24 protein-coding genes and 6 tRNA genes are annotated in these 24,271 nt (G+C 61.4%); 23 read left to right on the top strand and 7 right to left on the bottom strand.

All coding sequences use genetic code 11. The features are described 5' to 3' along the window. Window positions 1-6: 6 nt before the first annotated feature. The gene (locus GC425_RS01090) at window positions 7-1,506 is read right to left on the bottom strand and encodes an RNA polymerase sigma factor (protein WP_374707632.1); all 1,500 of its coding nucleotides are present in this window, start codon (window positions 1,504-1,506) and stop codon (window positions 7-9) included. A 139-nt stretch (window positions 1,507-1,645) separates the two neighbouring features. After that, window positions 1,646-2,410 carry a polyphosphate--glucose phosphotransferase gene (gene ppgK / locus GC425_RS01085; RefSeq protein ID WP_151844111.1) on the bottom strand — a complete coding sequence of 255 codons (765 nt, stop codon included), beginning with the start codon at window positions 2,408-2,410 and terminating at the stop codon, window positions 1,646-1,648. A 46-nt stretch (window positions 2,411-2,456) separates the two neighbouring features. Here ppgK and GC425_RS01080 point away from each other — a divergent pair, with 46 nt between their 5' ends. After that, window positions 2,457-3,488: an inositol monophosphatase family protein gene (locus GC425_RS01080; protein WP_231699705.1), complete on the top strand. Its 1,032-nt coding sequence runs from the start codon at window positions 2,457-2,459 to the stop codon at window positions 3,486-3,488. A gap of 142 nt (window positions 3,489-3,630) precedes the next feature. After that, entirely contained in the window at window positions 3,631-3,927 is a 297-nt protein-coding gene (locus tag GC425_RS01075) for a DUF4193 domain-containing protein (RefSeq protein ID WP_151844113.1), read from the top strand. A 34-nt stretch (window positions 3,928-3,961) separates the two neighbouring features. Here GC425_RS01075 and GC425_RS01070 read toward each other — a convergent pair whose 3' ends face one another. Further along, window positions 3,962-4,468, bottom strand: coding sequence for a DUF3093 domain-containing protein (locus tag GC425_RS01070; RefSeq protein ID WP_151844114.1), 507 nt, complete (start codon window positions 4,466-4,468; stop codon window positions 3,962-3,964). Between the two features lie 158 nt (window positions 4,469-4,626). Here GC425_RS01070 and dut point away from each other — a divergent pair, with 158 nt between their 5' ends. From dut to dxs, 5 genes are all read left to right on the top strand, one after another. After that, the gene (gene dut / locus GC425_RS01065) at window positions 4,627-5,076 is read left to right on the top strand and encodes a dUTP diphosphatase (RefSeq protein WP_151844115.1); all 450 of its coding nucleotides are present in this window, start codon (window positions 4,627-4,629) and stop codon (window positions 5,074-5,076) included. A gap of 3 nt (window positions 5,077-5,079) precedes the next feature. Continuing rightward, window positions 5,080-5,817 carry a DUF3710 domain-containing protein gene (locus GC425_RS01060; RefSeq protein WP_151844116.1) on the top strand — a complete coding sequence of 246 codons (738 nt, stop codon included), beginning with the start codon at window positions 5,080-5,082 and terminating at the stop codon, window positions 5,815-5,817. A gap of 53 nt (window positions 5,818-5,870) precedes the next feature. Then, complete coding sequence (locus tag GC425_RS01055) at window positions 5,871-6,509, top strand: DUF3159 domain-containing protein (protein ID WP_151844294.1); 639 nt, start codon at window positions 5,871-5,873, stop codon at window positions 6,507-6,509. Further along, on the top strand, window positions 6,506-7,927 hold the full coding sequence (locus tag GC425_RS01050; protein WP_231699706.1) for a class I SAM-dependent RNA methyltransferase: 1,422 nt from the start codon (window positions 6,506-6,508) through the stop codon (window positions 7,925-7,927). The genes GC425_RS01055 and GC425_RS01050 overlap by 4 nt, the downstream gene beginning before the upstream one ends. Before the next feature lie 122 nt (window positions 7,928-8,049). After that, window positions 8,050-9,972: a 1-deoxy-D-xylulose-5-phosphate synthase gene (gene dxs, locus GC425_RS01045; RefSeq protein WP_151844117.1), complete on the top strand. Its 1,923-nt coding sequence runs from the start codon at window positions 8,050-8,052 to the stop codon at window positions 9,970-9,972. Here dxs and GC425_RS01040 read toward each other — a convergent pair. Continuing rightward, window positions 9,969-10,571 carry a DUF3000 domain-containing protein gene (locus GC425_RS01040; RefSeq protein ID WP_231699733.1) on the bottom strand — a complete coding sequence of 201 codons (603 nt, stop codon included), beginning with the start codon at window positions 10,569-10,571 and terminating at the stop codon, window positions 9,969-9,971. The genes dxs and GC425_RS01040 overlap by 4 nt on opposite strands. A gap of 171 nt (window positions 10,572-10,742) precedes the next feature. Here GC425_RS01040 and hemE point away from each other — a divergent pair, with 171 nt between their 5' ends. Beyond that, complete coding sequence (gene hemE / locus GC425_RS01035) at window positions 10,743-11,870, top strand: uroporphyrinogen decarboxylase (RefSeq protein ID WP_151844118.1); 1,128 nt, start codon at window positions 10,743-10,745, stop codon at window positions 11,868-11,870. Then, a complete protein-coding gene (locus tag GC425_RS01030; RefSeq protein ID WP_151844119.1) occupies window positions 11,867-13,270 on the top strand; it encodes an FAD-dependent oxidoreductase in 1,404 nt (467 codons plus the stop codon). Before hemE ends, GC425_RS01030 begins: the two co-directional genes overlap by 4 nt. Here GC425_RS01030 and msrB read toward each other — a convergent pair. The 3 genes from msrB to GC425_RS01015 form a co-directional block, all read right to left on the bottom strand. After that, complete coding sequence (gene msrB / locus GC425_RS01025) at window positions 13,267-13,692, bottom strand: peptide-methionine (R)-S-oxide reductase MsrB (RefSeq protein WP_151841608.1); 426 nt, start codon at window positions 13,690-13,692, stop codon at window positions 13,267-13,269. The two genes, GC425_RS01030 and msrB, sit on opposite strands and share 4 nt — an antisense overlap. A gap of 36 nt (window positions 13,693-13,728) precedes the next feature. Then, window positions 13,729-15,018: a glycosyltransferase family 87 protein gene (locus tag GC425_RS01020; protein WP_151844120.1), complete on the bottom strand. Its 1,290-nt coding sequence runs from the start codon at window positions 15,016-15,018 to the stop codon at window positions 13,729-13,731. 119 nt (window positions 15,019-15,137) lie between these two features. Further along, a tRNA-Val gene (locus GC425_RS01015) sits at window positions 15,138-15,209 on the bottom strand. A gap of 215 nt (window positions 15,210-15,424) precedes the next feature. Between GC425_RS01015 and GC425_RS01010 the strand changes: the two genes are divergently transcribed. From GC425_RS01010 to GC425_RS00945, 14 genes are all read left to right on the top strand, one after another. Next, window positions 15,425-15,497, top strand: a tRNA-Gly gene (locus GC425_RS01010). 23 nt (window positions 15,498-15,520) lie between these two features. Further along, window positions 15,521-15,595, top strand: a tRNA-Val gene (locus tag GC425_RS01005). A gap of 36 nt (window positions 15,596-15,631) precedes the next feature. After that, window positions 15,632-15,704, top strand: a tRNA-Gly gene (locus GC425_RS01000). Window positions 15,705-15,757: 53 nt separating this feature from the next. Next, window positions 15,758-15,829: transfer RNA gene (locus GC425_RS00995), tRNA-Cys, on the top strand. Between the two features lie 55 nt (window positions 15,830-15,884). Continuing rightward, window positions 15,885-15,960, top strand: a tRNA-Gly gene (locus GC425_RS00990). A 184-nt stretch (window positions 15,961-16,144) separates the two neighbouring features. Then, entirely contained in the window at window positions 16,145-16,690 is a 546-nt protein-coding gene (locus tag GC425_RS00985) for a copper resistance protein CopC (RefSeq protein ID WP_231699707.1), read from the top strand. 15 nt (window positions 16,691-16,705) lie between these two features. Then, the gene (locus tag GC425_RS00980) at window positions 16,706-17,035 is read left to right on the top strand and encodes a hypothetical protein (protein WP_151844121.1); all 330 of its coding nucleotides are present in this window, start codon (window positions 16,706-16,708) and stop codon (window positions 17,033-17,035) included. Window positions 17,036-17,065: 30 nt separating this feature from the next. Next, window positions 17,066-18,262, top strand: coding sequence for a Dyp-type peroxidase (locus tag GC425_RS00975; protein WP_151844122.1), 1,197 nt, complete (start codon window positions 17,066-17,068; stop codon window positions 18,260-18,262). Between the two features lie 125 nt (window positions 18,263-18,387). Beyond that, the gene (gene thrS, locus GC425_RS00970; RefSeq protein WP_151844297.1) at window positions 18,388-20,385 is read left to right on the top strand and encodes a threonine--tRNA ligase; all 1,998 of its coding nucleotides are present in this window, start codon (window positions 18,388-18,390) and stop codon (window positions 20,383-20,385) included. 72 nt (window positions 20,386-20,457) lie between these two features. Next, window positions 20,458-20,991 (top strand): HIT domain-containing protein, encoded by a 534-nt coding sequence (locus tag GC425_RS00965; RefSeq protein ID WP_151842381.1) that lies wholly within the window; start codon window positions 20,458-20,460, stop codon window positions 20,989-20,991. A gap of 3 nt (window positions 20,992-20,994) precedes the next feature. Continuing rightward, window positions 20,995-21,669, top strand: a complete 675-nt coding sequence (gene pgsA / locus GC425_RS00960) for a phosphatidylinositol phosphate synthase (RefSeq protein WP_151841604.1) — start codon at window positions 20,995-20,997, stop codon at window positions 21,667-21,669. A 3-nt stretch (window positions 21,670-21,672) separates the two neighbouring features. Further along, the gene (locus GC425_RS00955; RefSeq protein ID WP_151841603.1) at window positions 21,673-22,617 is read left to right on the top strand and encodes a phosphatidylinositol mannoside acyltransferase; all 945 of its coding nucleotides are present in this window, start codon (window positions 21,673-21,675) and stop codon (window positions 22,615-22,617) included. Next, complete coding sequence (locus GC425_RS00950; protein WP_151841601.1) at window positions 22,614-23,765, top strand: glycosyltransferase family 4 protein; 1,152 nt, start codon at window positions 22,614-22,616, stop codon at window positions 23,763-23,765. The genes GC425_RS00955 and GC425_RS00950 overlap by 4 nt, the downstream gene beginning before the upstream one ends. Before the next feature lie 11 nt (window positions 23,766-23,776). Further along, the gene (locus tag GC425_RS00945; protein ID WP_370451968.1) at window positions 23,777-24,244 is read left to right on the top strand and encodes a hypothetical protein; all 468 of its coding nucleotides are present in this window, start codon (window positions 23,777-23,779) and stop codon (window positions 24,242-24,244) included. The last annotated feature ends 27 nt before the right edge of the window (window positions 24,245-24,271 follow it).

The raw sequence follows: 24,271 nt of genomic DNA, 5'->3' as shown, positions 1-24,271 counted from the left end.
GGGCTGCTAGTCCAGGTAGTCGCGCAGCACCTGGGAGCGCGACGGGTGGCGCAGCTTGGACATGGTCTTGGACTCGATCTGGCGGATACGCTCGCGCGTTACGCCGTAGACCTGACCGATTTCATCCAACGTCCGTGGCATGCCGTCGGTCAGACCGAAACGTAGCTTTACGACGCCGGCCTCACGCTCCGACAGCGTGTGAAGGACATCCTGCAGCTGATCCTGGAGGAGGGTGAAGGACACCGCGTCCACAGCCACCACGGCCTCGGAGTCTTCAATGAAGTCACCCAGCTGAGAATCGCCTTCGTCGCCGATGGTCTGGTCCAGAGAGATCGGCTCACGGGCGTACTGCTGGATCTCCATCACCTTATCCACGGTGATGTCCATCTCGCGCGCCAGTTCCTCTGGGGTAGGCTCGCGGCCAAGATCCTGGAGAAGCTCACGCTGGATACGTCCCAGCTTGTTGATGACCTCCACCATGTGGACAGGGATACGGATCGTGCGGGCCTGGTCAGCCATCGCGCGGGTGATGGCCTGACGGATCCACCACGTGGCGTACGTGGAGAACTTGTAGCCCTTGACGTAGTCGAACTTCTCCACCGCGCGGATCAGGCCCAGGTTGCCTTCTTGGATCAGATCCAGGAAGGCCATGCCGCGGCCCGTGTAGCGCTTAGCCAGGGATACCACCAGACGAAGGTTGGCTTCCAATAGGTGGTTCTTGGCGCGCCGACCATCCCGCTCGATTTCGCGCAGGTCACGACGGCTCATCGGGGAGAGCTTTTCTCCCGACTCCTTGATCTGGTCCATCCGGTGACGGGCGTACAGGCCGGCCTCGATGCGCTTGGCCAGGGACACCTCCTGCTCCGCGTTCAGCAGGGCCACCTTACCGATCTGCTTCAGGTAGGCGCGCACACTGTCCGCAGACGCCGTGAGCTCGGCATCCTTGCGGGCCTGGCGGAGGGCTGCGGACTCGTCTTCGTCCCAGACGAAGCTACCGTCGTTGTCGTCCTCCTCGGACTCCTCGTCCTCATCGGAATCTTCGTCGGAGAGGTCATCGTCTAGATCATCCTCAAGCCCATCGTCGAGGTCGTCATCCAGATCGTCATCAAGATCCCCGTCCAAGTCCGGATCCAGATCATCGTCAAGTTCTGGGGCGAGGTCGTCCTTGATGTCCTCATTCACGCCCTCGGTGGTCGAGGTGGTCAGCACATCCTCGTCGTCGGTCTTCGCCGCTGCGCGTCCCCTGGCTGCGGTCTTCTTCGCTCCGGTCTTTCTGGCCGTGGTCTTCTTCGCCGCAGTCTTCTTGGTGGCCTTGCGCGTAGTCTTCTTCGCGGTCTTTTTCGCCGCTGTCTTCCTAGCTGCCGTCTTTTTCGCAGCCGTTTTCTTGGCTGCCGTCTTCTTGGACGTCTTTCGAGCAGTCTTCTTGGCAACGGTGCCCGTAGACGAGTCCTGTTGGGTCTCGTCGGATGAGTTCTTCTCTGCCACAGAAGCCCTTTCTCTTAATATAAATGCAGTGTGTGGGCGTTATTTGATGAACGACCGCCTATTATAACGTATGTGTAAAGAATTAGCTTCCCACACCGCCTGTCAGGGGACTGCGGTGGTGACGCTCTCACTCACGTTCGGCCGAGCGTCCATGGCCGCTTTAGGGCTGAATGCCATCCCGTGCCGCTATAGCAGCCCCGATTATACCCGCTTGGTTACGCAGCTGCGCTGCCGCGACGGGTTGCTCCACGGTGAGGTGCTGTGACCACTTATCGAACTTCCGGGACACACCCCCGCCAATGATGAAGCGATCTGGGCTAAACAGCGCGGAATAACGGTGGAGGACCTGGTCCACCCGGCGGCCCCACTCCTTGTAGCTCAAGTCCTCACGCTCGCGGACTGCAGAGCTCGCCCATTTCTCCGCCTCCGTGTCTCCGAAAGGCAGGTGGCCCAGCTCGGTGTTCGGAAAGAGCGTGCCGTTGTACAGCATGGCCGAACCAATGCCTGTGCCCAGTGTGAGGAGGAGCACCGCCCCACGTTTCGCCTCCTCATCGCCGAGCTCTACCTCTGCGATACCGGCGGCGTCGGCATCGTTCAACACGCTCACAGCGCGACCATCCAGGTGATGAGAGAACAACGCGAGGACATCGGTGCCGATCCAGGATGAGTCGATGTTCGCCGCCGAGCGGGCAATGTGACCGCGGACCACAGCGGGCACTGTAATGCCGACGGGGCCGTCCCACGCGGCCATATCGACGAGCGTGCGCACGACTTCCGCCACTGCGTCGGGAGTTGCTGGTTGAGGGGTTTTAATCTTGAAGCGATCACTGACCAGTTCCCCCGTAGAAAGGTCCACAATGGCACCTTTGATGCCGGAACCGCCGATGTCTACTCCAAAACCGTGATGGGGGTTGTTTTCTGCCATGCCTGCGATCGTACCGTTTTTCCACGTTTCTAGGCATGATGGAGGCATGCGATTTTTCGAGACCGTGAAAGACCTCAATTCCGATCTTCGTCCTGTATCCGATAAACATATTCTGCTGACTCAGAAAAACACTGATCACGCTATCTATGAACGCTTAAGGGAGTGCGGGGTGGACGCCGCACACCTGGCCGAGATTGCCCGTGACGTGGCCGCAGAAGCTGCGCGCTTGGTGGAGCAGCGCCGGACAGACCTCGCGTCCGACGGGGGCGGAGTGCGGGCCGCAGCCACGAAAAGCTCTGAGGTGGATCCTGTGACGGTGGTGGACCGCGAATCGGAGACGTTCATTCGCCAGCGTCTGAACGAACGCGCGCCAGGAAGCGCAATCTTGGGGGAAGAGGAGGGTGCGAGCCCCTCCGGCAACGAGCAGGGCTCGGAGAACGCAGGCTATGCGGACGTGCTGTGGGTGGTGGATCCCATCGACGGAACAGTGAACTTTATGTACGGAGTGCCCGCCTATGCCGTCAGCGTGGCGGCAACCTACGACGGCATCCCTGTGGCCGGAGCGATCGCCGACGTCTGTGCAGGCACGGTGTACTCCACGGCCATGGGCGCCGGCGTGATCATCAGCCCCATTGAGGGAGATGGCGAGGCAACGACTACAGCGGATTCGCTCAACACCGTGCCCCAGCCTAGCGACCCCGCCGACCTTCGCACGGCCCTCATCGCCACTGGATTCGCCTACCACGCAGGACGGCGGGCGTCGCAGGCGAAATTGCTCACCCAGGTACTCCCGAAAGTACGTGATATTCGTCGCATTGGCTCGGCTGCGCTGGACCTGGTGAGGGTTGCCACGGGCGAGGTGGATGGCTATTACGAACATGGCCTGGGACCTTGGGATCACGCAGCGGGTAGCCTCATTGCAGCTCGTGCAGGTGCCCAGGTCACGATGCCGCTGTTGAGCGTGGAGAGCAGGGAAGGGGCACCGATCTGTGCGGCGCGGACAAGCATCGCTGACGAGCTGCTCAACCTGGTATGGACGGAGGCTCCGGGGGGAGTTTTACACCCGCTGGAAAAGTAATCTGCATGGCGGGGTCGACAACGCGCTAATCGTCATTTATTATCCGCGTTCGAGACAAGGAAATACCCACACACTGTGAGCCCATTGTGACGAATTACGCTGCCACCGCGCAGCGGGGCCATAACACCGAGGAGGATCCGACGTGGCGACTGATTATGACGCACCGCGCCGCCGTGCGGAAGACGATATCGAGACTGACTCCCTCGAGGGTCTAAAGGCGGCAGAAAAGGCGGAGCCGGCTGTGTCTGACACCGACGATGGAGAAATTGTTGAACCATTTGACGTGCCCATGGCAGACCTGTCCGGGGAAGAGCTGTCCGGCGAAGTGATCCCACGCCAGAGCGACGAGTTCACCTGCTCCGTGTGCTTCATGGTGCAGCACCGCAGCCGGATTGCTGAGTCCGACGGCGACGAGTTCATCTGCCGTGACTGCGCTTAACAATGAGAGAACCAGCCCGGAACAGTAGCACGGGCTAGTAGACCGGGCGTCCCAGCGCATCGACGAGCGCCTGGGGCTCCTTGGTGGAAATGAGCCAGTAGGGGGTGGGGTCGTCGGCGTCGTCCAACACGAACATGGCCATCGTGGGGATCCATGGCTTATGCACCACGAACGCGGCAGGATCCAGCTGGCGCCCCATGGCTGCCTGCTTTGCGGTGGGTGGGATGACCAGCGACCGGCTCACCACGCTGGCGGGAAGTTGGGCGTCCCCGGCATGCAACCAGATTTCCCCGTCGCTCTCGCGAACAACGGAAATGGTGGTGCGGGAAAACTTCAGCAAGAGCCAGAGGGCCAACGCGCCGAACACCACAGCGCAGGCAATGGCGGCCCAGATCTCACGCTGCATTTGAGCCTGATAAGAAATCAACGCCACCACGCCCGTGGCGCCAAGCCACCAGGTGAAAGGAACGGGCTGGCGCTCTGAATACAGTATCTGCTGTGCCCTCGAGGGGGATGGAGATACGGATTCATCCTGTGCCACGGTGTTCCTCAATTCTTATCGCTGGGCGTGAGAAGAATAACGCTCACAGTTTACCCCGTGATACCGCGGAGGTGTTAGCCCACACTGTCTTGCCTGTGGGCAGTTGAGTCTCACGTCCGCATGTTCCGTGTAGGGCGAACCTTGTAGAGTGAAACACTATGACTGAAAAGCTCAGAATTGTCCGCCTGGACAAAGACCTTCCTCTTCCGCGACGCGCGCATCCCACGGACGCGGGCATCGATCTGTATAGCGCAGAGGACGTTATCATCGAACCGGGGAAGCGAGTGCTGGTCGGAACGGGTATTGCCCTGGGCCTGGAGCCGGGAACCGTGGGCTTGATCCACCCCCGCAGCGGACTGGCCCTGAAACACGGTTTGTCCATCGTGAATACTCCGGGCACGATCGACGCCGACTATCGCGGCGAAGTGAAGGTCTGCCTGATCAACCTGGATCAGGAAGAATCCGTCTCGATTCGGCGCGGTGACCGCATCGCGCAGTTGGTTGTGCAGCACGTTGTGCTGTGCGAGGTGGACGAAGTGGACAGCGTGGAGGACCTCGGAGCCACGGAGCGTGGCGACGGTGGATACGGCTCGACAGGAAGGAATTGATCAATGTTTGGACGTAAAAAGAAGCGCGATAACCAACAACCGCAGCAGAGCGAGCAGCCGGCAGTGGACGCTGCAGCGGCGCCTGGCACGGCGGAGACGCCTGCGGAGCCTGTATTCGACCCCATCAACGGAGACTTCGGCCCGTTCGATGCCGACTCGGTGGACTACCGTGCCTTCGACTTTTCTGACTTTGCCAAGGGCGGGCTGGACTTGGGCTCGGTTCTGGTTCCAGTTCCTCACGAGGCCGAAGTTCAGGTGGAGATGAATGAGCAAGGCCCCCAGATGATCCACGTGGTGACCCCGTTCGGACGAGTAACCCCCGTAGCCTTTGCCGCACCTCGCAACGGCGACCTGTGGTCCGAAGCCGTCGAGGAGATCGTCCAGGGCATGACCAACGACGGCATGACCGTTAGCCAGGAGGAAGGCCCGTGGGGTCCGGAAGTGGTCGCGGACGCAGGCAACGGAACGATGCGTGTGATAGGTGCGAATGGTCCGCGCTGGATGTTCCGCCTCACTCTGGCAGGCCCCACGGATCGCGCGGCAGAGCTTGCTGAACTGGCCCGCGGCATTATCAGCAGGACCTTTGTCCGCCGCGGACAGGACCCCATTCCGGCTGGTAACTCCCTGCCCATCCAGATGCCAGAGGCCATGGCAGAGGAGCTGGCCAAGCACATGCAGGAGCGCGCACAGAACGCAGAAGCCGCACAGAATCCCACGCACGAGGGGCCCAGCGACCAGTGACTGACTCACGCACCCCGGTAACACCCCGGGAGGAGGGCACCCTCTTAGAACAGATGGGTGGACTCTCTGGACTGGTCTCCTCCACGCTCCCAGTCCTGGTCTTGGTGCCCATCAACTCTCGTTGGGGGCTCACCCCGGCTCTGCTCGCCGCTGTGGGCGTGGCCTTGGCGATCTTCGTGTGGCGGTTGGTCCGCAAGGAAAATCTTCAGCCGGCCATCTCAGGATTTCTGGGAGTAGCGTTGTGCGCCGTCATTGCGTGGATCATGGGAGACGCGAAGGGCTATTTCGCCTACGGCATCTGGTACTCGCTGGTTGCCGGCATTGTCTTCACTGTGTCTGTGCTGGTGCGGTGGCCGATGGTGGGCGTGATCTGGCGCGGTATCAATGGCGAGGACCAGCGTTGGCGCACCAATAGGGGCGCCGTGAAAGCCTTTTCTCTGGCGACCCTTGCCTGGGCCGTGGTGTTTTTCGCCCGCTTTGGCGTGCAGCAGTGGCTGTACGCCCAGGACAACACAGATGCCCTGGGTGTTGCGCGCATCGCGATGGGTTGGCCGCTGACGGTCATCGTTGTGCTCATCACGGTCTTCGCCGTCCGTGCGGCGAATCAGGCTGAGGGTAAACACAAGCCTGCCACCGCCGATGTTGAGAACCGTGCCGCTGAGAACCGTGCACAGGAAAGCGACCTGCCGTGATCGATCCTATGGTGAACGCTTCACAGGACACACTCGTGGTGGACACGGATAATCCCGCCCATGGAGGGACGACCGTGGCACGCCACAACGGCCAGGTCATCTTCGTGGCAGGCGCCCTTCCCGGCGAGCGCGGGGTGCGGGTGGAACTGGACCCGCAGTCTAAGAAGAAGTCCTTCCGCACCGGCCGTGCGGTATCCATCGAGCACCCGAGCCCGCACCGCGTGGCACATCGCTGCGAGGCCGCCGCTCGCGGCGCCGGCTGCTGTGACCTGGACATTGTGGATTCTTTAGGCTCCCTGGAGTTCAAAACGCGCGTGGTCCGCGACCAACTGGAGCGCATCGGGCGCCTGGATGTCGCGAGCCTCGAGAACGCAGGTCGCTGGCATAGTACTGCGCTGCACCCCTCGACGGGATGGCGCAAAAAGGTGCGCTTGGGCGTCGATCGGAAAGGGCGAATAGGCACCCGCGTACGGGGCAGCAGAGACATCATCCCGCTGGCGGAGGCTGTGTGCGCGCAACTTCACCCGACGTTGGTGACAGGATTGGCGGATCAGCTGGAGCGTCTGCAGGCTGCGGAGACGTTCACCCCGGGTGCGGATCTGGTGGTCGCGGTGGGGGATGACGCCACCGAAGATACTCCCGCGCCGGCTCGCTCCATCATCGAAGTATCCGACGCCCAGCGCACGAACCCCCGGCGCCAGGCACGCACGAAGCGCCGTGGATCGGGCGGTCGTCATCGCTCGCGTGCTGCGGCAACCCGCCGGGTCCTTGAGGGGCCTCAGAGCATTGAACGCCACGTGCGCGTGGGTACTGAGGACTTGGTGTGGGAGATTCCCGGAGATAGTTTTTGGCAGGGGCATGAGAATGCCACCCAGTATTATGCCGACTGGATCGCTCGACACATTCCGCGCGTGGAAAGCACTAGCGTGAATGAGACCGCGGTGGCCTGGGATCTCTATGGAGGTGCCGGGGTGTTTGGGGCGGTGTTGAGCGACATCGTTCCGTGCGGCGTAGTTGAGGTGGTCGATATCGCGTCTGCGGCCACGCGCAGTGGAGAGCAGGCCTTGGGGCGCCTCGTCGCGGACGGTAGGGTGCGCTTCACCCCGGGTGATGTCGCAACGGTCGTGCCGACGTTGTGCGGCGCCGATGTAGACCACGAGCTTGTGGCCGCGGTACTGGATCCGCCGCGTGGCGGTGCCGGGGCACGGGTCATCGAGGCTATTGCCGCGGCGCATCCTCGCCACGTGGTGCACATTGGCTGCGACCCGGCCACAGCCGCACGAGACCTCCGAGCCTGGGAGGAACAAGGATATGAGGTACGCGACCTTGAGGTTGTGGATGCTTTTGCCTTGACCCATCATGTGGAGCTGTTGGCGTACCTCACGCCGAAAGTCACGGAGAGGGGCCCAAGGGATTGACGCCCTCTGAGCCCCCTGGCCAGGACGTTGGCACACTGCAGCGCGGAGCCAACTAGAATGGCGTTCATACTAGTCACAACTGCACGAGACATTTACCCAAAGAATGGAGACGAACCATCAGCATGGGCATTCTGGACAGCATCAATTCACCAGCAGATCTGAAGCGACTTTCTGCTGACCAGTTGGACGCGCTCGCAGCTGAGATCCGCACGTTCTTGATTCACAAGGTCTCCGCCACGGGTGGGCACCTGGGGCCGAATCTCGGTGTGGTGGAATTGACGATCGCCATGCACCGTGTGTTTGATTCGCCCACGGATCCGCTGATTTTCGATACCGGTCACCAGAGCTATGTGCACAAGATTCTGACGGGTCGGCGGGATCTGTTCGATACGTTGCGCCAAAAGGATGGCCTGTCCGGTTACCCCGAGCGCAGCGAGTCACCGCACGACTGGACGGAATCCTCCCACGCGTCGGCCGCGCTGTCCTATGCGGATGGCCTGGCCAAGGCGTTTGAGCAGACGGGTCAAACCCATCGCCACGTGGTGGCTCTGGTCGGCGATGGCGCACTCACGGGTGGCATGTGCTGGGAGGCGTTGAACAATATTGCCGCTGCCCGCGACCGCAACGTGGTGATCATCGTTAACGATAACGGCCGTTCCTACTCGCCCACGATCGGTGGCCTTGCGGAGAACCTGGCCGCACTGCGCTTGCAGCCTGTGTACGACAAGGTCATGGACGGCGGGAAGAATGCGCTCGGACGCATGGGCTGGATTGGCGAGCGCACGTTCCAGGTCATGCATGGTCTGAAGGCCGGGGTGCGCCACAGCGTGCTGCCCACGGAGATGTTCCCTGACCTGGGACTGAAATACATCGGCCCGGTGGATGGGCACGACAACCGCCAGGTGGAGAATGCCCTGCGCTATGCAAAGGACTACGGCGGCCCCGTCATCGTCCACACGGTGACCCAGAAGGGCAAGGGCTTCGATCCGGCCGAGAAGAATGAGGCGGATCAGATGCACGCCACGGGCGTGATTGACCCTGTGACCGGCAAGTCGATCGGCACCAAGGAGGAGGGCGCGCGGTCGTGGACCAACGTGTTTTCCACGAAGCTGATAGACCTGGCCGGCAAGGATGATTCCCTGGTGGCGATCACCGCGGCGATGGCGGGTCCTACGGGCTTGGCGCATTTCGCTGAGCACTACCCGAACAGAACCTATGACGTGGGCATTGCTGAGCAGCACGCGATGACGTCGGCTGCCGGTTTGGCGCTGGGTGGCATGCATCCTGTGGTTGCCGTGTATTCCACGTTCCTCAACCGTGCCTTCGATCAGATGCTCATGGATGTGGCTCTACTCAAGCTGGGTGTGACAATCGTCCTGGACCGTGCGGGCGTGACCGGCTCCGACGGGCCGAGCCATAATGGCATGTGGGACATGTCGATTGCCTCCATTGTTCCGGGGATTCGCATTGCGGCGCCGCGCGACGGCCAGCGGCTGGAGGAGGCGCTGGAGCGCTGCACGGCGATCCATGACGCCCCGACCGTGGTGCGTTTCCCGAAGGGCAATATCCCGCTGCCTCTGGAGGCTGTGGATTCCACGCAGGATTACGACGTGTTGTATCGTTCCGATGCTGCCGATAATACAAAGACCGACGCCCACGGCGCGCGTCCAAAGGTGGTCGTGGTCAACTACGGCGCCTTGACCCCGCAGGCTTGTGCTGCAGCTCATGCTGCTGAGGACGCCGGATGGGACGCTGAGGTGATCGACCCGACGTGGGTGATTCCCGTGGCAGACGGGATCGTGGATGCCCTGCGGGATGCGGATCTTGTGGTCACGGTCGAAGACAATGGCATCCAGTCCGGTGCCGGTGCACACCTGAGCACGGTGCTGAATCAGGCGGGTGTGGACGTCCCGGTTCGCCACATTGCGATACCGCAGGAGTTCCTGTCCCACGCGTCGCGCACCGAGGTGCTGGATGAGATTGGAATGTCGGTGGAGAAGGTCACGCAGCGCGTGGCTGCGTGGGTAGAGGCGCTGAGTTCTTAAGCCGTCGTGGTTCCGAAGCTTAAGCGGGATACCCCTTCGGGAGGAAGTCCTGCCACATTGGCCAGCACCTGGGCAAACGCCTGAACGTGGGCCGCGAGGTCAGTTCCAGTGGCAGTCCAGCTTGCACGCATCTCCAACTGGAATGCTCGCGGGGGACCGCCGATGTCGCCGTACCGCACGGAGGCGGTGGTAGTGACGGTTCCACCCAGGTCTGAGAACTCGCATTCTGGGGAATCTAGTTCTTCGGTCAGCCAATCCCACGCCACGTCGGGCAGGAGGGGATCGGAGGCCACGGTGGCATCCATATCGGCCTGGATGTAAGCCACCATGCGCATTTTGGGAGAGGTGGGGTCCGATCCAGCACCGGTGTCTCCCGCCCACTGGTCTTCGCTCTGGGGGTCGTGAAGGAGGATGAGACGGCCGAAGGCGTCGCCACCGGTGGCCTCGTCAGGGGAGGAAAACTCGGGCACGAAGCCGGATTCGTCACTGAAGCTGTTGCGGACGACTTCCAGGCCAATTGCATAACTCAAGGGAGCGAGATTCCGAGGGGGGCGAATGTCACCGAGGCTGATGCCGGAGCGAACCTGCGCTTGCGACATGGAGCGGATCGCATCCTCGAAGTACTGCGGGGTATCGGTCTCTTGATTCACAAGGTCTAAACCTAGCCTTTAGGGTTGCCGAGTCTCTGGAGGCGCGCCGTGCGTGGTCCATTAACCCCAAACAGTCCTGGCAAATGGGGCTTGTAGGAACCGGCTGGCATAATAGTGCTCATGACAGAATTCGCGCCCTTTGCCCATGATCTTGACGGGGCAGCGGCGGCCCGCCGCGCCGCTCATGACGCCCCTCTTCTGGCCGCTGTGCGGGGTGAGAAACCCTCGCGTCGGCCGGTGTGGATGATGCGACAAGCTGGGCGTTCCCTTCCTGAATACCGGGAGATTCGTGCCAACATCGGGATGTTGGACTCCTGCTTCCAGCCAGGCATTTTGGCGGAGATTACTCTGCAGCCAGTGCGCCGTCACGATGCAGATGCGGCCATCCTCTTTTCGGACATCGTGGTGCCGTTGAAGGCCGCCGGCGTGGACTTGGACATCGTTCCCGGACGCGGCCCCGTGGTGGAGAACCCGGTGCGCACACTGGACGCTGTGAACGCCCTGCCCACCGTGGAGCGGGAACAACTGTCTGCCCTGGCGGAGGGCATCGGAGGGGTGCTGGAGGGGCTGCGTCCCGACCAGGTACTCATCGGTTTTGCAGGCGCGCCGTTCACCCTGGCTTCCTACCTCGTGGAGGGAGGACCCTCGAAGAACCACGAGACCACGAAGTCACTGATGTACTCGCAGCCCGAGGTGTGGCACGCCCTGATGCGCCAGCTCACGCCGACGATCATTCGCTTTCTGCAGGTCCAGATTGAATCCGGCGTGGATGCGATCCAGCAGTTCGATTCCTGGGCTGGCTACCTCTCAGCCGCCGACTACCGCGAGTTCGTGCAGCCCTATTCCCAACAGATTTTCGATGCAGTGCGCCCCTATGGAATTCCGATGTTCCACTTTGGTGTGGGAACCGGTGAGCTGCTGGCGGATATGGCGCTGGCCGGCCCCGACGTTGTGGGCGTGGATTGGCGCGTGCCTCTCGATACTGCTGCGAAGCGGATCAACGACGCCGTCGTCGCAGCAGGGGGAGTGAGCGGTTCCAAGGCCCTTCAAGGAAACCTGGATCCGGCGGTGCTGTGTGCGTCGCAGGATGCCGTGGCATCCCACATCCGCCGGATCTGTGGGGAGGCCGATGCCGCCATCGACGCGGGCCATGCCCGCGGTCACGTTTTCAATCTGGGCCACGGCGTGCTGCCGCACACGGACCCGGACGCCATCACTCGAGCTTTTGAGGAGGTTCACCAACTGTGAACACCAACGTTGGCCGCAACACACCGCGGGTAGCTGTCATCGGCGGTGGTATCGCCGGACTTACCGCAGCTTACGAACTGCGCAAGCAGTTGGGCCCGGACGCCCGCATTCTCATCGTGGAGGCCTATGACCGCCTCGGTGGCAAACTCAAGACGGTGAACTTCAGCACCGGGCCGGTGGACATGGGTGCTGAGGCCTATCTGGGTTTCCGACAAGATTTCACAGCGCTACTCGAGGAGCTGGGACTGGGGGGCGCGCTGCGCACCCCATCTGGTTTGCCCAGCGGTCTGTTTGTTGAGGGGGCGCTGGTGGATGCGCCTAAGGATACTGTCATGGGTATCCCGGCCTCCGGCGATGCCGTGCGGCAGGTGCTGGGAGAGCAGGCCGCTCAACGCATCGATGCGGAACGCACCGGTGAGGCCATGACGTGGACGCCTGGGCAGGATACGACCGTCGGTCAGTTGGTGGAGGCGCGGCTGGGACGTGCCGTGGTGGATCAGCTTGTCTCGCCGATGCTCGGTGGAGTGTATTCTTGCTCCGCCGATGACCTCAGTGTCCGGGCAACCCTGCCGCAACTCGCTGCTGAGCTCGACCGCTGGGGCCAGCAAGACTCTCCGTTCTACCTCGTGGACGTGATCGACGCGATCCTGGACAAGCGACGTCAAACACCTGCCAGCGGCCCCGTGTTCCGTAGCATTGACGGCGGATACGCGGCCGTCGTGGATGCGCTCATCGACGCGGCCAAGCCTGAAATCCTCTACAACGCGGGCGTGGAATCGCTCAGCCGCACATCGCGTGGATGGTACGTGGAACCCATCGGGGAGTTCGACGCCGCCGTCGTCGCCACGCCAGCACCCACAGCTGGCGTGCTGGTGAAGGATGTTGCTCCTGTTGCCTCCGACGCCTTGGCCTCCGTGGAGCTGGCCTCATCCGTGGTGGTCGGCATGCGTTTGGCGTCGGATCACGGCATCCCGCAGCGCTCCGGAGTGCTGCTCGGGGAGCATGCGCCTACGGAAGCGAAGGCCTTTACCTTTAGCTCCCGCAAGTGGCCGCACCTGAATGTGGAAGGTGGATCGATCGTCCGCGCCTCCTTTGGTACTCTCCAGCAGCCGTGGTACCTCGAAGCCGATGACCGTGCCCTGCTGTCCTATGCCGTGGACGATCTGGAAAAGGTCACGGGTGAGCGCAAACAGCCCCAGGAGTTCTTCGTGCAACGCTGGTGGGGCGGCTTGCCGTGCTACGGCGTGGGGCACATGGAGCGTATGGGCCAGGCCCTCAACGATGTTGAGGGCGTGGCCGGGCTCGCGTTGGCTGGTGCTGCCTATCAGGGTGTGGGCGTTCCCGCGACAGCTCAGTCCGGTGTTGCCGCAGCGCGCAAGATTGTTCAGGACCTGTCTTAAGCCTCTGTATCCAGGGTGAGGCAAATGCTGTTGATGCAGTAACGCAGGTCGGTCGGAGTGTCGTAGCCCTCGCCGGCAAAGACGTGTCCCAGGTGGCTATGACACTGCGCGCAGAGCACCTCGGTGCGGACCATGCCTAAGGACCTGTCCTCGCGGGTGAGGACGGCGTCGGAGTCTTTCGGATCGAAGAAGCTCGGCCATCCACAGTGCGAATGGAACTTTTCGGTGGAGCGGAAGAGCTCTGCGTTGCACGCCCGGCAACGGTACACTCCGTGCGTGGTGGTGTCCGTGTACTCGCCGGTGAAAGGGGCCTCTGTGCCGGCTTGGCGCAAAACGGCGTACTCGTCGGGGGAGAGGCGGCTACGCCACTGCTCGTCGGAGAGGGATCGGAAATCAACAGGATCAAAATCAGCGATAGACATTCTGGTGCTCCTCTATGCAGGGGGGATTGGGGGTGGCTAGTTCTCGTCTTGGTAAGAACGAGGATACGGCTGTCGCGAGGGTTTGTGCACCTGCGTGGAGGGGGAAGGCTTTGTCCAGGGCTTTTCTTTCACCGTCCAGACCACAATCATGGTGGTGGCCGACAGCATGATGAGCGCCCAACCGATAGTCCCCCGCACATTTTCCATGGTGTATCCGAACCATTCAAATTCCTCGGACTTCCAGCTATCTAAGGTGAGGCAAAAATACATGCCCAGCCACGTCATCGGATTATGCATCACCGACCGGCGCAAAAGAATAGTGAAAAACATGGGCAGGGCTAGCATGGTGTAATACATCTGCCCCAGAGAGCTGAGGAGGAACACTCCGATCAAAATGAGGGACGTGGTGGTTGTGGCCCAAAAAAGCTCTTCGGTGTGCCTCCATTGAAGCAAGAGGAACAGAGCGGTTCCGACCACCAGAGCGCCAAAAATACGCCAGAACCAGGTCATACCTTCGGACCAGCCAAAGTACGCCGCCATGCCCGTGATGGAATTATTGGCATAATCTCTGGTTTCTGCCAGATAAGGCATGAGCTTGGTGAAAAAGTCCTCGGGCGAGGTCATCATTGGCCACGCTGCCAGATTCAATGACAGCGGTATTCCTACGGCAGGAACAAATGTTGCCCATTGTTTTTTGAATAGTGGCAACACTAACAGTGGCGCAAACTGAGGTTTAATGGTGATGGCGAGACCCAGTGCAATGCCGCCAAGCCAGGGGTGTCTGCGTAGTAATCCCCAGAGAAACACGACCTCCAAAAACAGCAGTAAACCGTTAATATTGGAAAACGCCAACGTATTTTGAAGGGACTCTGTGTTAAAGAGAAGCCATACACTACCCGGAAAAACAGGGCTGCTCAGTGGCAGATCAAAGAGTTTCGTGAGAAGCCCACAGGCACAGACCACCGCTATGGAGTTCAGCACAATGTACGCCATGCGGCTGGCGTCTTGTTCCGGCAGCCACGCCAATGGGCTGAGCAGCAGGGTAGCCCCCGGCGAATACAGGTAGTGGGGATCAACCTGCCAATATTGCTCGTTGTAGACCGGAATGCCCTCACGGAAACGGTACAAGGCGCTGATGACCGTAGTGAAGTCATCGGTCTCCGGGCCGTTAAAGGGCGTGATAAACGTCTTGTGAATAAAGGCGATGAGGGCAAGCGGCCAGAGCGCAAGCGATGCTATCTTGGCAAGCGTAGATCCGTGGGCCAGCGGGCCGCGTTGAGGCACGCGACGGCGCTTTGCGGGGGCTTTGAGTGCATGGGCAGACATCGGCTACAGCTTAATAGTTGTGGTGACCGTCCATACAACGCCACGCTGTGCGTGCCCAACAATCTTGACTAACACTTGACTAACACAAGAAAAACCTCCCTGGACAGGGAGGTTATCTGTGGTTCCAACTGGGATCGAACCAGCGACCTTTCCGGTGTGAACGGAACGCTCTCCCGCTGAGCTATGGAACCGTGTAAGCCAGGTGCTCGCGCTCTTGGCTGCGTAATGAATCTAGCATGACTAGAACCATAAGTACCAAATTGACGCCCCTACCTGGCGATTTGTAAATTACAGCGTTGGCAGATAGGCTCTTATCTCGCAACTTAAAGTGCGGAAGTTCAAACATGACAATCCCATCGATCATGACAAGCCGATCGATGAACCTCCACATCACATTAAGTTGCACGCGGATGTAGCGCAGTTGGTAGCGCATCACCTTGCCAAGGTGAGGGTCGCGAGTTCGAGTCTCGTCATCCGCTCCCATCACACCATCGTGATGTGCGCGCGCTTAGCTCAGCGGGAGAGCGCTTCCCTGACACGGAAGAGGTCACTGGTTCGATCCCAGTAGTGCGCACCAGCCAGAAGATTCACTGGCCTTAATAAAAAGAATCATGCGGATGTAGCGCAGTTGGTAGCGCATCACCTTGCCAAGGTGAGGGTCGCGAGTTCGAGTCTCGTCATCCGCTCACGTTCATTGTTCGATGGACTGATACATGTCAGGCTTGCGAAAGTCGACAGCGGTGGAATGGCTGAGTGGCTTAGGCAACGGTCTGCAAAACCGTGTACACGGGTTCGATTCCCGTTTCCACCTCACACAACTGAAACAGAAACTGTTACACGTTTTTGAATTGGTTGGCGTACCCCATGCGGATGTAGCGCAGTTGGTAGCGCATCACCTTGCCAAGGTGAGGGTCGCGAGTTCGAGTCTCGTCATCCGCTCCACACACCGGGATGGTCATCCATCCCGGTTTTTACATGCCTGCACCACGGCACTCAGGGTGTGTTGAAAATCACGGAACCTTTCAGCCGCCCAGCCCGACTACTTGAATAACGTGGCATGTGGATCAAACCCGAGCATGGGCATTCCATCCCAGGGCAAAAGAAACAGAAAGGCTTACTGGCGACTATGAAGAAGCGCAGCATCGCACTGGCACTCAGCACAATCACTACCGCTGGACTGATGGGAATGGGGCCAGCGTTCGCACACGACTCCGTGGTGAGCTCCAACCCCAGCGCCAATAGCCACGTCACCGAACTGCCTGACACGCTGGAGCTGACCTTCTCCGGTGAGCCTCAAGACGGGTTCAACACCATTGCTCTGTCCCGCGATGGTCAGGTGCTCACCCAGGGTGAACCCACCAGCGATGGCCGTGTCCTGTCGCTGCCTCTCGGTAATGACGTCTCCGAGGAACCCGGCACATACACGGTGGGCTATCAGATCACCAGCTCGGATGGACACGCCACCCGAGGCAGCTTTGAGTTCACTCTCGACTCCAAGGATTCCAACGCCTCCGCTGGTGCCACGGAGACCGAGGCAGCCAAGGAGGGGGAGAGTTCGGGGGACACCACGCGTGGCGTGCCTACCTGGTTGCTGCCTGTGGGAGGTATCGTCGTCATTGGAGCCGCGCTTATCATGGCTATTGCGCGTTGGCGCGGACTGAAAGACGACTAAACCAGGAGACTATCCGTGAAGAACACCCGCACTGCTGCACTTGCCGCTCTCGCCCTGACCGGCGCTCTCGCTCTGTCCGCTTGCACCCCTCCTCACCAGAATGACTCGACGAGCCAGAAGCCGGACACCGCAACCGAGGGTCCAGCTATGCCGTCCATTGACCCGGCTCAGGAGGCACGGACCACCTCGAGTGCAGAGGCCACCGCCACCGCTCCTGCTGACGAGGCAGCTGAGGCAGAGGCCGGAGCTCAGGACGCCACCGGCATGGAGAACCAAAAGCTGGAGAACTCCACCAACCTTGGTAACACCGGAAGCCAATCCACTTCCGGTCAATACCTCCAGTAACACTGACCAACAAGGAGGCCCACACCTGTAATGAATGACCACCGAATCTCACGACGAGGATTTTTTGCAGGGGTGGGCCTCGCTGGTGCCGCCACCGTGCTGGCCTCCTGCCAGGAGGACACCCACGCCCAGAGCAAGCGCACCGCTGGACAACAGGTCGACAGCGACCAGCCGATCGCCTTCGATGGCGCCCACCAGGCCGGCGTGGAGACTCCTCCGCAGTCCAATGCCATCCTGATCGCCTATAACCTGGCCAAGAAAGACGCCCCGGTTGCTGATCTGAAGAAGGACCTGCGGCGCCTGCTGAAGGTCTGGACGCAAGACGCGCGCGCATTGTGTGCTGGGGGAGAGCCCCTGGCTGACCTCGAGCACGATATGAACGAGCCCGGTGCCCGTTTGACCATCACCTTCGGCCTGTCACCGGAGCTTCTCGCGGCGTTAGGCTTGGCGTCGGATTCAAAAATTCCAACGTGGGTGCCCAAGTACGTGGACGGCATCCCCTCATTTCCCACGGATCAGCTACAGAAGCAATGGGTGGGCGGGGACATCATCCTGCAGATCTGCGGCGACAACCTCACCAGTGTGTCCCACGCCGCACGGCATCTCACCCGCGCAGGCGCCCACTACTGCACACCCCATTGGACCCAACGCGGATTCCTGGACGCCCCCGACGGTCACACTCCCCGCAACCTGCTGGGATTCAAGGACGGCACGGCCCAACCGCGAAATCAGGACGACTACGACCACAACATCTGGGACGAATTCGGCGGCACGGCCATGGTGGTGCGCCGCGTGGTATTCGACATCCCCGGCTGGGAGAAACTCAGCAGGAGCGACCGCGAAACCGCGTTCGGCAGGCACGTCGACACGGGCGCGCCGCTCGGGGGTAGCGACGAGTTCGAGGACGTGGATCTATCTAAAACCGACGCCACCGGCCTGCCTGTCATCGACCCGAAGAGTCACGTGGGCATCGCAGCCGGGCTGGGCACGACCATGCGTCGGCGTGCATTTAACTGGGACAACGATGTCACACTGGATGCCGAATCAGGGCTCATATTCATCTGCTTCCAGAACGACCCGGATCACGCCTTCACCCCGCTGCAGCGCAAGCTGGCGGCCAACGACCGCATGAACACGTGGATGACGCACATCGGTTCCGCGGTGTTTTGGATAGTTCCTGGCACCGATGCCGAGTCCTACTGGGGAGAATCGCTCCTGGCAGAGTAGACTAGTTGGGTCAATGGCTGTCACCAGGTATGTGACCGCCTTCTCAAGTTGCTTAAAGGAGCACGAAGACCGTGAGTCAACCCGTTTCTTTCCTCGTACCCGCTGGAGAATCAGCAGGTAGTGCCATGCGCCCACTGGAGCTTCCCAACAAGGGAGCCGACGCCATCGTGTGCGTAAAGGACCCAGAGGGTAACCTGCGCGATTTGGCGTGGACCCCAGCACAGGACACTGAGGTCACCGCAGTGCCAGCCTTCACCGAGGAAGGCCGCTCCGTCATTCGCCACTCCACGGCTCACGTGCTCGCCCAGGCTGTGCAAAAAGAGTTCCCAGGAACGAAGCTCGGCATCGGACCGGCGATCGAGAATGGGTTCTACTACGACTTCGATGTGAAGGAGCCCTTCACGCCAGAGGACCTGCAGCGCATCGAAAAGACGATGAAGAAGATCATCAAGTCCGGGCAGAAGTTCGAGCGCAAGGCCTATGACTCCATCGAGGACGCGCGCGGCGAGTACCAGGAAGAGCCCTACAAGATGGAGCTCATCGACGACAAGGGCAACGTAGACCCCAACTCCGATGAGGCCACCGAGGTAGGGGCGGGGGAGCTCACGGCGTACTCGAACATCAACCCCCGCACCGGCGAGGTGGAATGGTACGACCTGTGCCGCGGCCCCCACGTGCCCACCACCCGGTACATCCCGGCCTTCGCCATCACCCGCAGCTCCGCCGCATATTGGCGCGGCGACCAGGACAATGCCGGACTGCAGCGCATTTACGGTACGGCATGGGAAACGAAGGAGGCGCTGGAGGAATACCAGGCGCTGCTGGAGGAAGCGGAAAAGCGTGACCACCGCCGCCTGGGCGCAGAGCTGGACCTCTTCAGCTTCCCCGACGAGATCGGCTCCGGCTTCCCGGTCTTCCACCCGAAGGGCGGCATCATCCGCCTGGAGATGGAGGAGCACTCCCGCCGCCGCCACATCGAGTCCGGCTACTCCTTCGTGAACACCCCGCACATCACCAAGGGCGAGCTGTTCGAGAAGTCCGGCCACCTGGACTTCTACAAGGAGGGCATGTTCCCTCCGTTGCAGTTGGACGCGGAGTACGACGACGAGGGCAACGTCACCAAGCCAGGCGCGGACTACTACGCCAAGCCGATGAACTGCCCGATGCACAACCTGATTTTCGCATCCCGCGGCCGCTCCTATCGTGAGCTTCCCTTGCGCTTGTTCGAGTTCGGTACGGTATACCGCTACGAGAAGTCCGGCGTGATCCATGGACTGACTCGCGCACGCGGCTTCACCCAGGATGACGCGCACATTTACTGCACCGAAGACCAGCTGGAGCAGGAGCTGACGACGGTTCTGGACTTCATCATCTCCCTGCTGCGCGACTACGGGCTGACCGACTTCTACCTGGAGCTGTCCACGAAGGACCCGAAGAAGTTCGTGGGCTCCGACGAGATTTGGGAGCGGTCCACGGAGATTCTGCAGCGTGTGGCCACCAACTCCGGACTGGAGCTGGTGCCGGATCCTGCCGGCGCTGCCTTTTATGGTCCGAAGATTTCCGTGCAGGCGCGGGACGCCATCGGCCGTACGTGGCAGATGTCCACGGTGCAGTTGGACTTCAACCTGCCTGAGCGTTTCAACCTCGAGTACACGGCACCGGATGGCTCCAAGCAGCGTCCGATCATGATCCACCGCGCCCTGTTCGGCTCCATCGAGCGTTTCTTCGGTGTGCTCCTGGAGCACTACGCGGGCGCATTCCCAGCATGGCTGGCTCCTCACCAGGTCATGGGCATCCCCGTGGCTGACGATTTCAACGGATACCTGGAGGACGTGGCCACGCAGCTGCGTGCGGAGGGCATCCGCGCCGAGGTGGATACCAGCGATGACCGCATGCAAAAAAAGATCCGCAATCACACCACCAGCAGGATTCCGTTCATGTTGCTGGTCGGCGGACGCGATGTGGAGGCAGGCGCTGTGTCCTTCCGTTTCATCGACGGAACTCAGGTCAACGGCGTGCCGAAGGACAAGGCCGTGGAGATGATCGTTCGCTGGGTGGCGTCCCGTCGTAACGAACAGCCCACGAAGGACAACGTGGAGAGCGTTTTGGAGGAACTGGCGTAATCCACACAGCACACCAGGCACCACACTCAACTAAAGGACCACGACGTGACGGACACTTATATTGATCGCGGCATGGGGGATGAACCCCGCCGAGATGATGGGCTACTACGCTTGTGGGCTCCGTACCGCACGGCGTATATCGCCGAAAGTAGTCGCGCGGATGATCCTTTTGTGGAGCTGCCTCAGCGCAGTGATGAGGACGGCCTGATCATTGCCCGTGGGCAGACTGTGTTCTGCGTGCTCAACCTGTTTCCCTATAATCCGGGTCACATGATGGTGGTGCCGTATCGCAAGGTGGCCGATTACACGGAGCTGACCGATGAGGAGACCCTGGAGATGGCGGAGTTTACCAAGCACGCCCTCCGGACGCTGCGTGCCGTGTCCCATCCTGATGCGGTGACGGTGGGCCTGAACCTGGGTAAGGCAGCCGGGGGCAGCGTTCCCGACCATATCCATCAGCACATCGTGCCTCGCTGGGTGGGGGATGCGAACTTCATGATGGTGCTCAGTGGTACGAAGGTGTTGCCCCAGACTCTTCAGGAGACCCGAGCACTGCTGGCCGACGCATGGCCCGGCATAGCCGAGAGCGAAAGGACACACTCGTAGACCATGCTGAGCGTACATGGGAGAAAACCCGCTGCGGTGGTGGTGGAGCCTATCGCCAAGTGGCTGACCCGGATGGGACTCACCCCGAATTCGGTGACCCTCATCGGTACCGTGATTTCGGTGGCCCTGGCGTTGTGGCTGATCCCGACAGGCCATCACTTCGCCGCTGCGGTGCTCATCGGGATTACTGTGGCCACGGATATGGTCGATGGCACCATGGCGCGCTTGCGTGGCGGCGGCACGAACTTCGGCGCCACGCTGGATGCCACCTGCGACCGTATCGCAGACGGGGCGATCTTTGGGGCGCTGTGCCTGTGGTTCGCCGGGATTAACGACGCCAACGTGGTCCCGGATTACCCGCTCATGGCCGTGTGCCTGGTGATCGTGGTCGCCAGCCAGGTCACGAGCTATGTCAAGGCACGCGCCGAGGCTTCCAGTATCAAGATCGTCGGCGGTCTGGTCGAACGCCCGGAGCGGCTCATCATCTCCCTGGTGTGTTTGGGCCTTGACGGTCTAGGGGTTCCTCACGTGCTGGCATGGGGCTTGTGGGTGTTGGCCGCCGGCTCGGTGTACACGGTGGTGGAGCGGCTGGTGATCGCGTCCCGCGATCCCAAGGCTGGCGAGCACATTGCGGCGCCCGCGGGCGCCCGCACCTTCGATCACGCCGAGGACCGATAAGCCGTGGCGGATCTTCGACAACGTATCTCTGCGTGGGGTTATATCGCAGGCTGGAAGGTGACGGCGGCTCTGCCGGACCGTCTGGCTCGAGCGATGTTCAATGGGATCGCAGACCTGGCGTCGAAAAAAGGGACGCAGCCGGAGCAGCTTCGCAAGAATCTCGCGCGCGTGGTGGGGGAGGACAACGTCACGACGGACTTGATGCGCCGGAGTATGCGCAGCTACATGCGCTACTGGCGAGAGGCCTTCCGCCTTCCCACGATGGCGGGGCACGACCTGGCCAACCGCGTGAATGAGGGGTTCGTGGACAGCGGCAATGAGACCGTCCTGGAGGCCATCAAGGCAGGCCAGGGGCTTGTTCTTGTGCTGCCGCACATGGGCAACTGGGACATGGCCGGCATGTGGCTGGTGGATCGCGCGGGCCCGTTTTCCACCGTGGCGGAGCGTCTGAAGCCGGAAAGCCTGTTTGATGCTTTTGTGGAGTATCGCGAGTCCCTGGGCTTTGAGATTATTGCGCACGAGGGTACACAAGAGTCGCCCTTCCACATGCTGGAGAAGCGCCTGAACCAGGGCGGGATCGTCTGCCTCATGGGCGATCGGGACTTAAGTGGTCATGGCGTGCCCGTGCGGTTCTTTGGAGAGACCGCCTTCATGCCGCGGGGTGCCGCACTGCTTGCTCAGCGCACCGGGGCCCGTCTGATCGTGGCTGGTCTGGGCTTTGACGAGACCGCCGATGGGCACGAGCGGTGGGTGCAGCGCGTTCGCGAGATCACGAACCTGGACCGACCCGTCGAGGAGATCGTGCAGGAACAGGCCAGCATCTTCGAGGAGTTTATCTCCGCCCATCCCGCAGACTGGCACATGCTCCAACCGCTGTTTGCCGCTGACCTGTCCGACCGACGCCGTGCGCGCCTCGGACTTGATCCGGAGGGAGGGGCTCGCTCATGAAGGTGGGAATGATCTGCCCCTATTCCTTTGACGAGCCCGGTGGCGTGCAGATTCATGCGCTGGAGCTATGCCAGGAGCTCCAGCGGCGTGGCCATGAGGTGTCCCTGCTGGGGCCTGGGAAGATCCGAGGCAGCCTGCCCGACTTCGTGGAGCTGGGTGGTGCATCCATCCCGATCCGGTACAACGGGTCGGTGGCTCGGTTGAGTTTCGGCCCCCGGACGGTGCGCCGAATCCGGCGATGGATCACCGAGCAGGATCTGGATCTTCTGCACATTCACGAACCGAACTCGCCGTCCTATTCGATGCTCTCGCTGACCCAGGTCGAGGGCCCGATTGTGGCGACGTATCATGCGTCCGCCGATCAGTCGAGGCTGCTGAAGCTGGCCTTGCCTTTTCTGCGCCCGTTGCTGGATAGGATTCAAGGTGGTATCGCCGTGTCCGAGCAGGCCCGCAAGTGGCAGGTGGAGAACTTGTCGGGTGATCCGGTACTCATCCCGAACGGGGTGGACACGTCCCTATATAAGAATGCTGTTGCCCTGGACGATAAGGCTCCGGGGCGTGTGAGGATGATGTTCCTCGGGCGTTTTGAGGAACCACGCAAGGGACTGCACGTCCTGCTGGAGGCATTCCCGGAGATCGTGAAGCGCGTTCCGGAGGTGGAGTTGGTGATTGCCGGTGGTGGCTCCGTGGAGGAACTGGAAAGCCGGTTGGATTCTCTGGGCCTGACTCATTCACAGCGCGCAGGAACAGCCGCCAGCGTGCGCATCTTGGGACGTGTGAGTGATGTGGTCAAGGCGCAGGCCTTGGCGTCGAGTGACATCTACGTTGCCCCGAACACCGGCGGCGAAAGCTTCGGCATCGTCTTGGTGGAGGCGATGGCCAGTGGGACGGCCGTGTTGGCCAGCGATATTCCTGCGTTCGCGGCGGTGGGGCAGCAGGGGCATTCCGCACGGTTGTTCCGCAACGAGGACGCGCAGAGCCTGGCCGAGCAGGCGGTGGATCTTCTGAACGATGCGCAGGAGCGCCACGCGCTGGCGGCCAGGGGAGTGCTGCGCTCGGCGGACTTTGATTGGTCGACGGTGGCCACGCAGGTGGAGCAGGTGTATAACACGGTGGCGACACGGGGAAGGAAGGTGACGCTCTCATGATCACGATTCCGGTGTGGGCCTTGACCATCATAGTGTTCGCCGTGGTGGTTATTGCGGTGGCAGCCCTGATGGCGGTGGGCATGGCCAACCGCCTGAACCGGCTGCATATTCGCACGGACTCCGCCCGGCTGAGCCTGGAGGGTGCGCTGTCGGCGCGTGCGGCGGTCATCGCCGCGGTGCAGCCGGAGCTGTCCGAACAGGCAAAGGCGGCCAGCCGTGTGGTCTTGAAGGCCAGTGACATGAGCGCGCGCTCCGATGCGGAGAACGCGCTACTGACGCGACTGGACAAGGACGTGCTCACCCATCCCTCGTTCATCGAAGCAGCCACGCGGGTGGACCTTGCGGCCAGGTTTTATAACGACGCCGTCGGCGCCACGCTCACGCTTCGGCACCGTCCCGCGGTGCGCGGGTTGAAGCTCGCCGGAAGCGCGCCCTTGCCGGAATACTATGAGGCGATGGCCGCCGGAAATCCGCGGTAAATGTTTCTGCATGCGCGGAGCCCGTTA

The sequence above is a fragment of the Corynebacterium sp. zg254 genome (assembly GCF_024701495.1).
Lineage (GTDB): Bacteria > Actinomycetota > Actinomycetes > Mycobacteriales > Mycobacteriaceae > Corynebacterium > Corynebacterium zhongnanshanii.
Note: the sequence above shows the minus strand (reverse complement) of the source record. Positions and strands in the feature narration are given on the sequence as shown.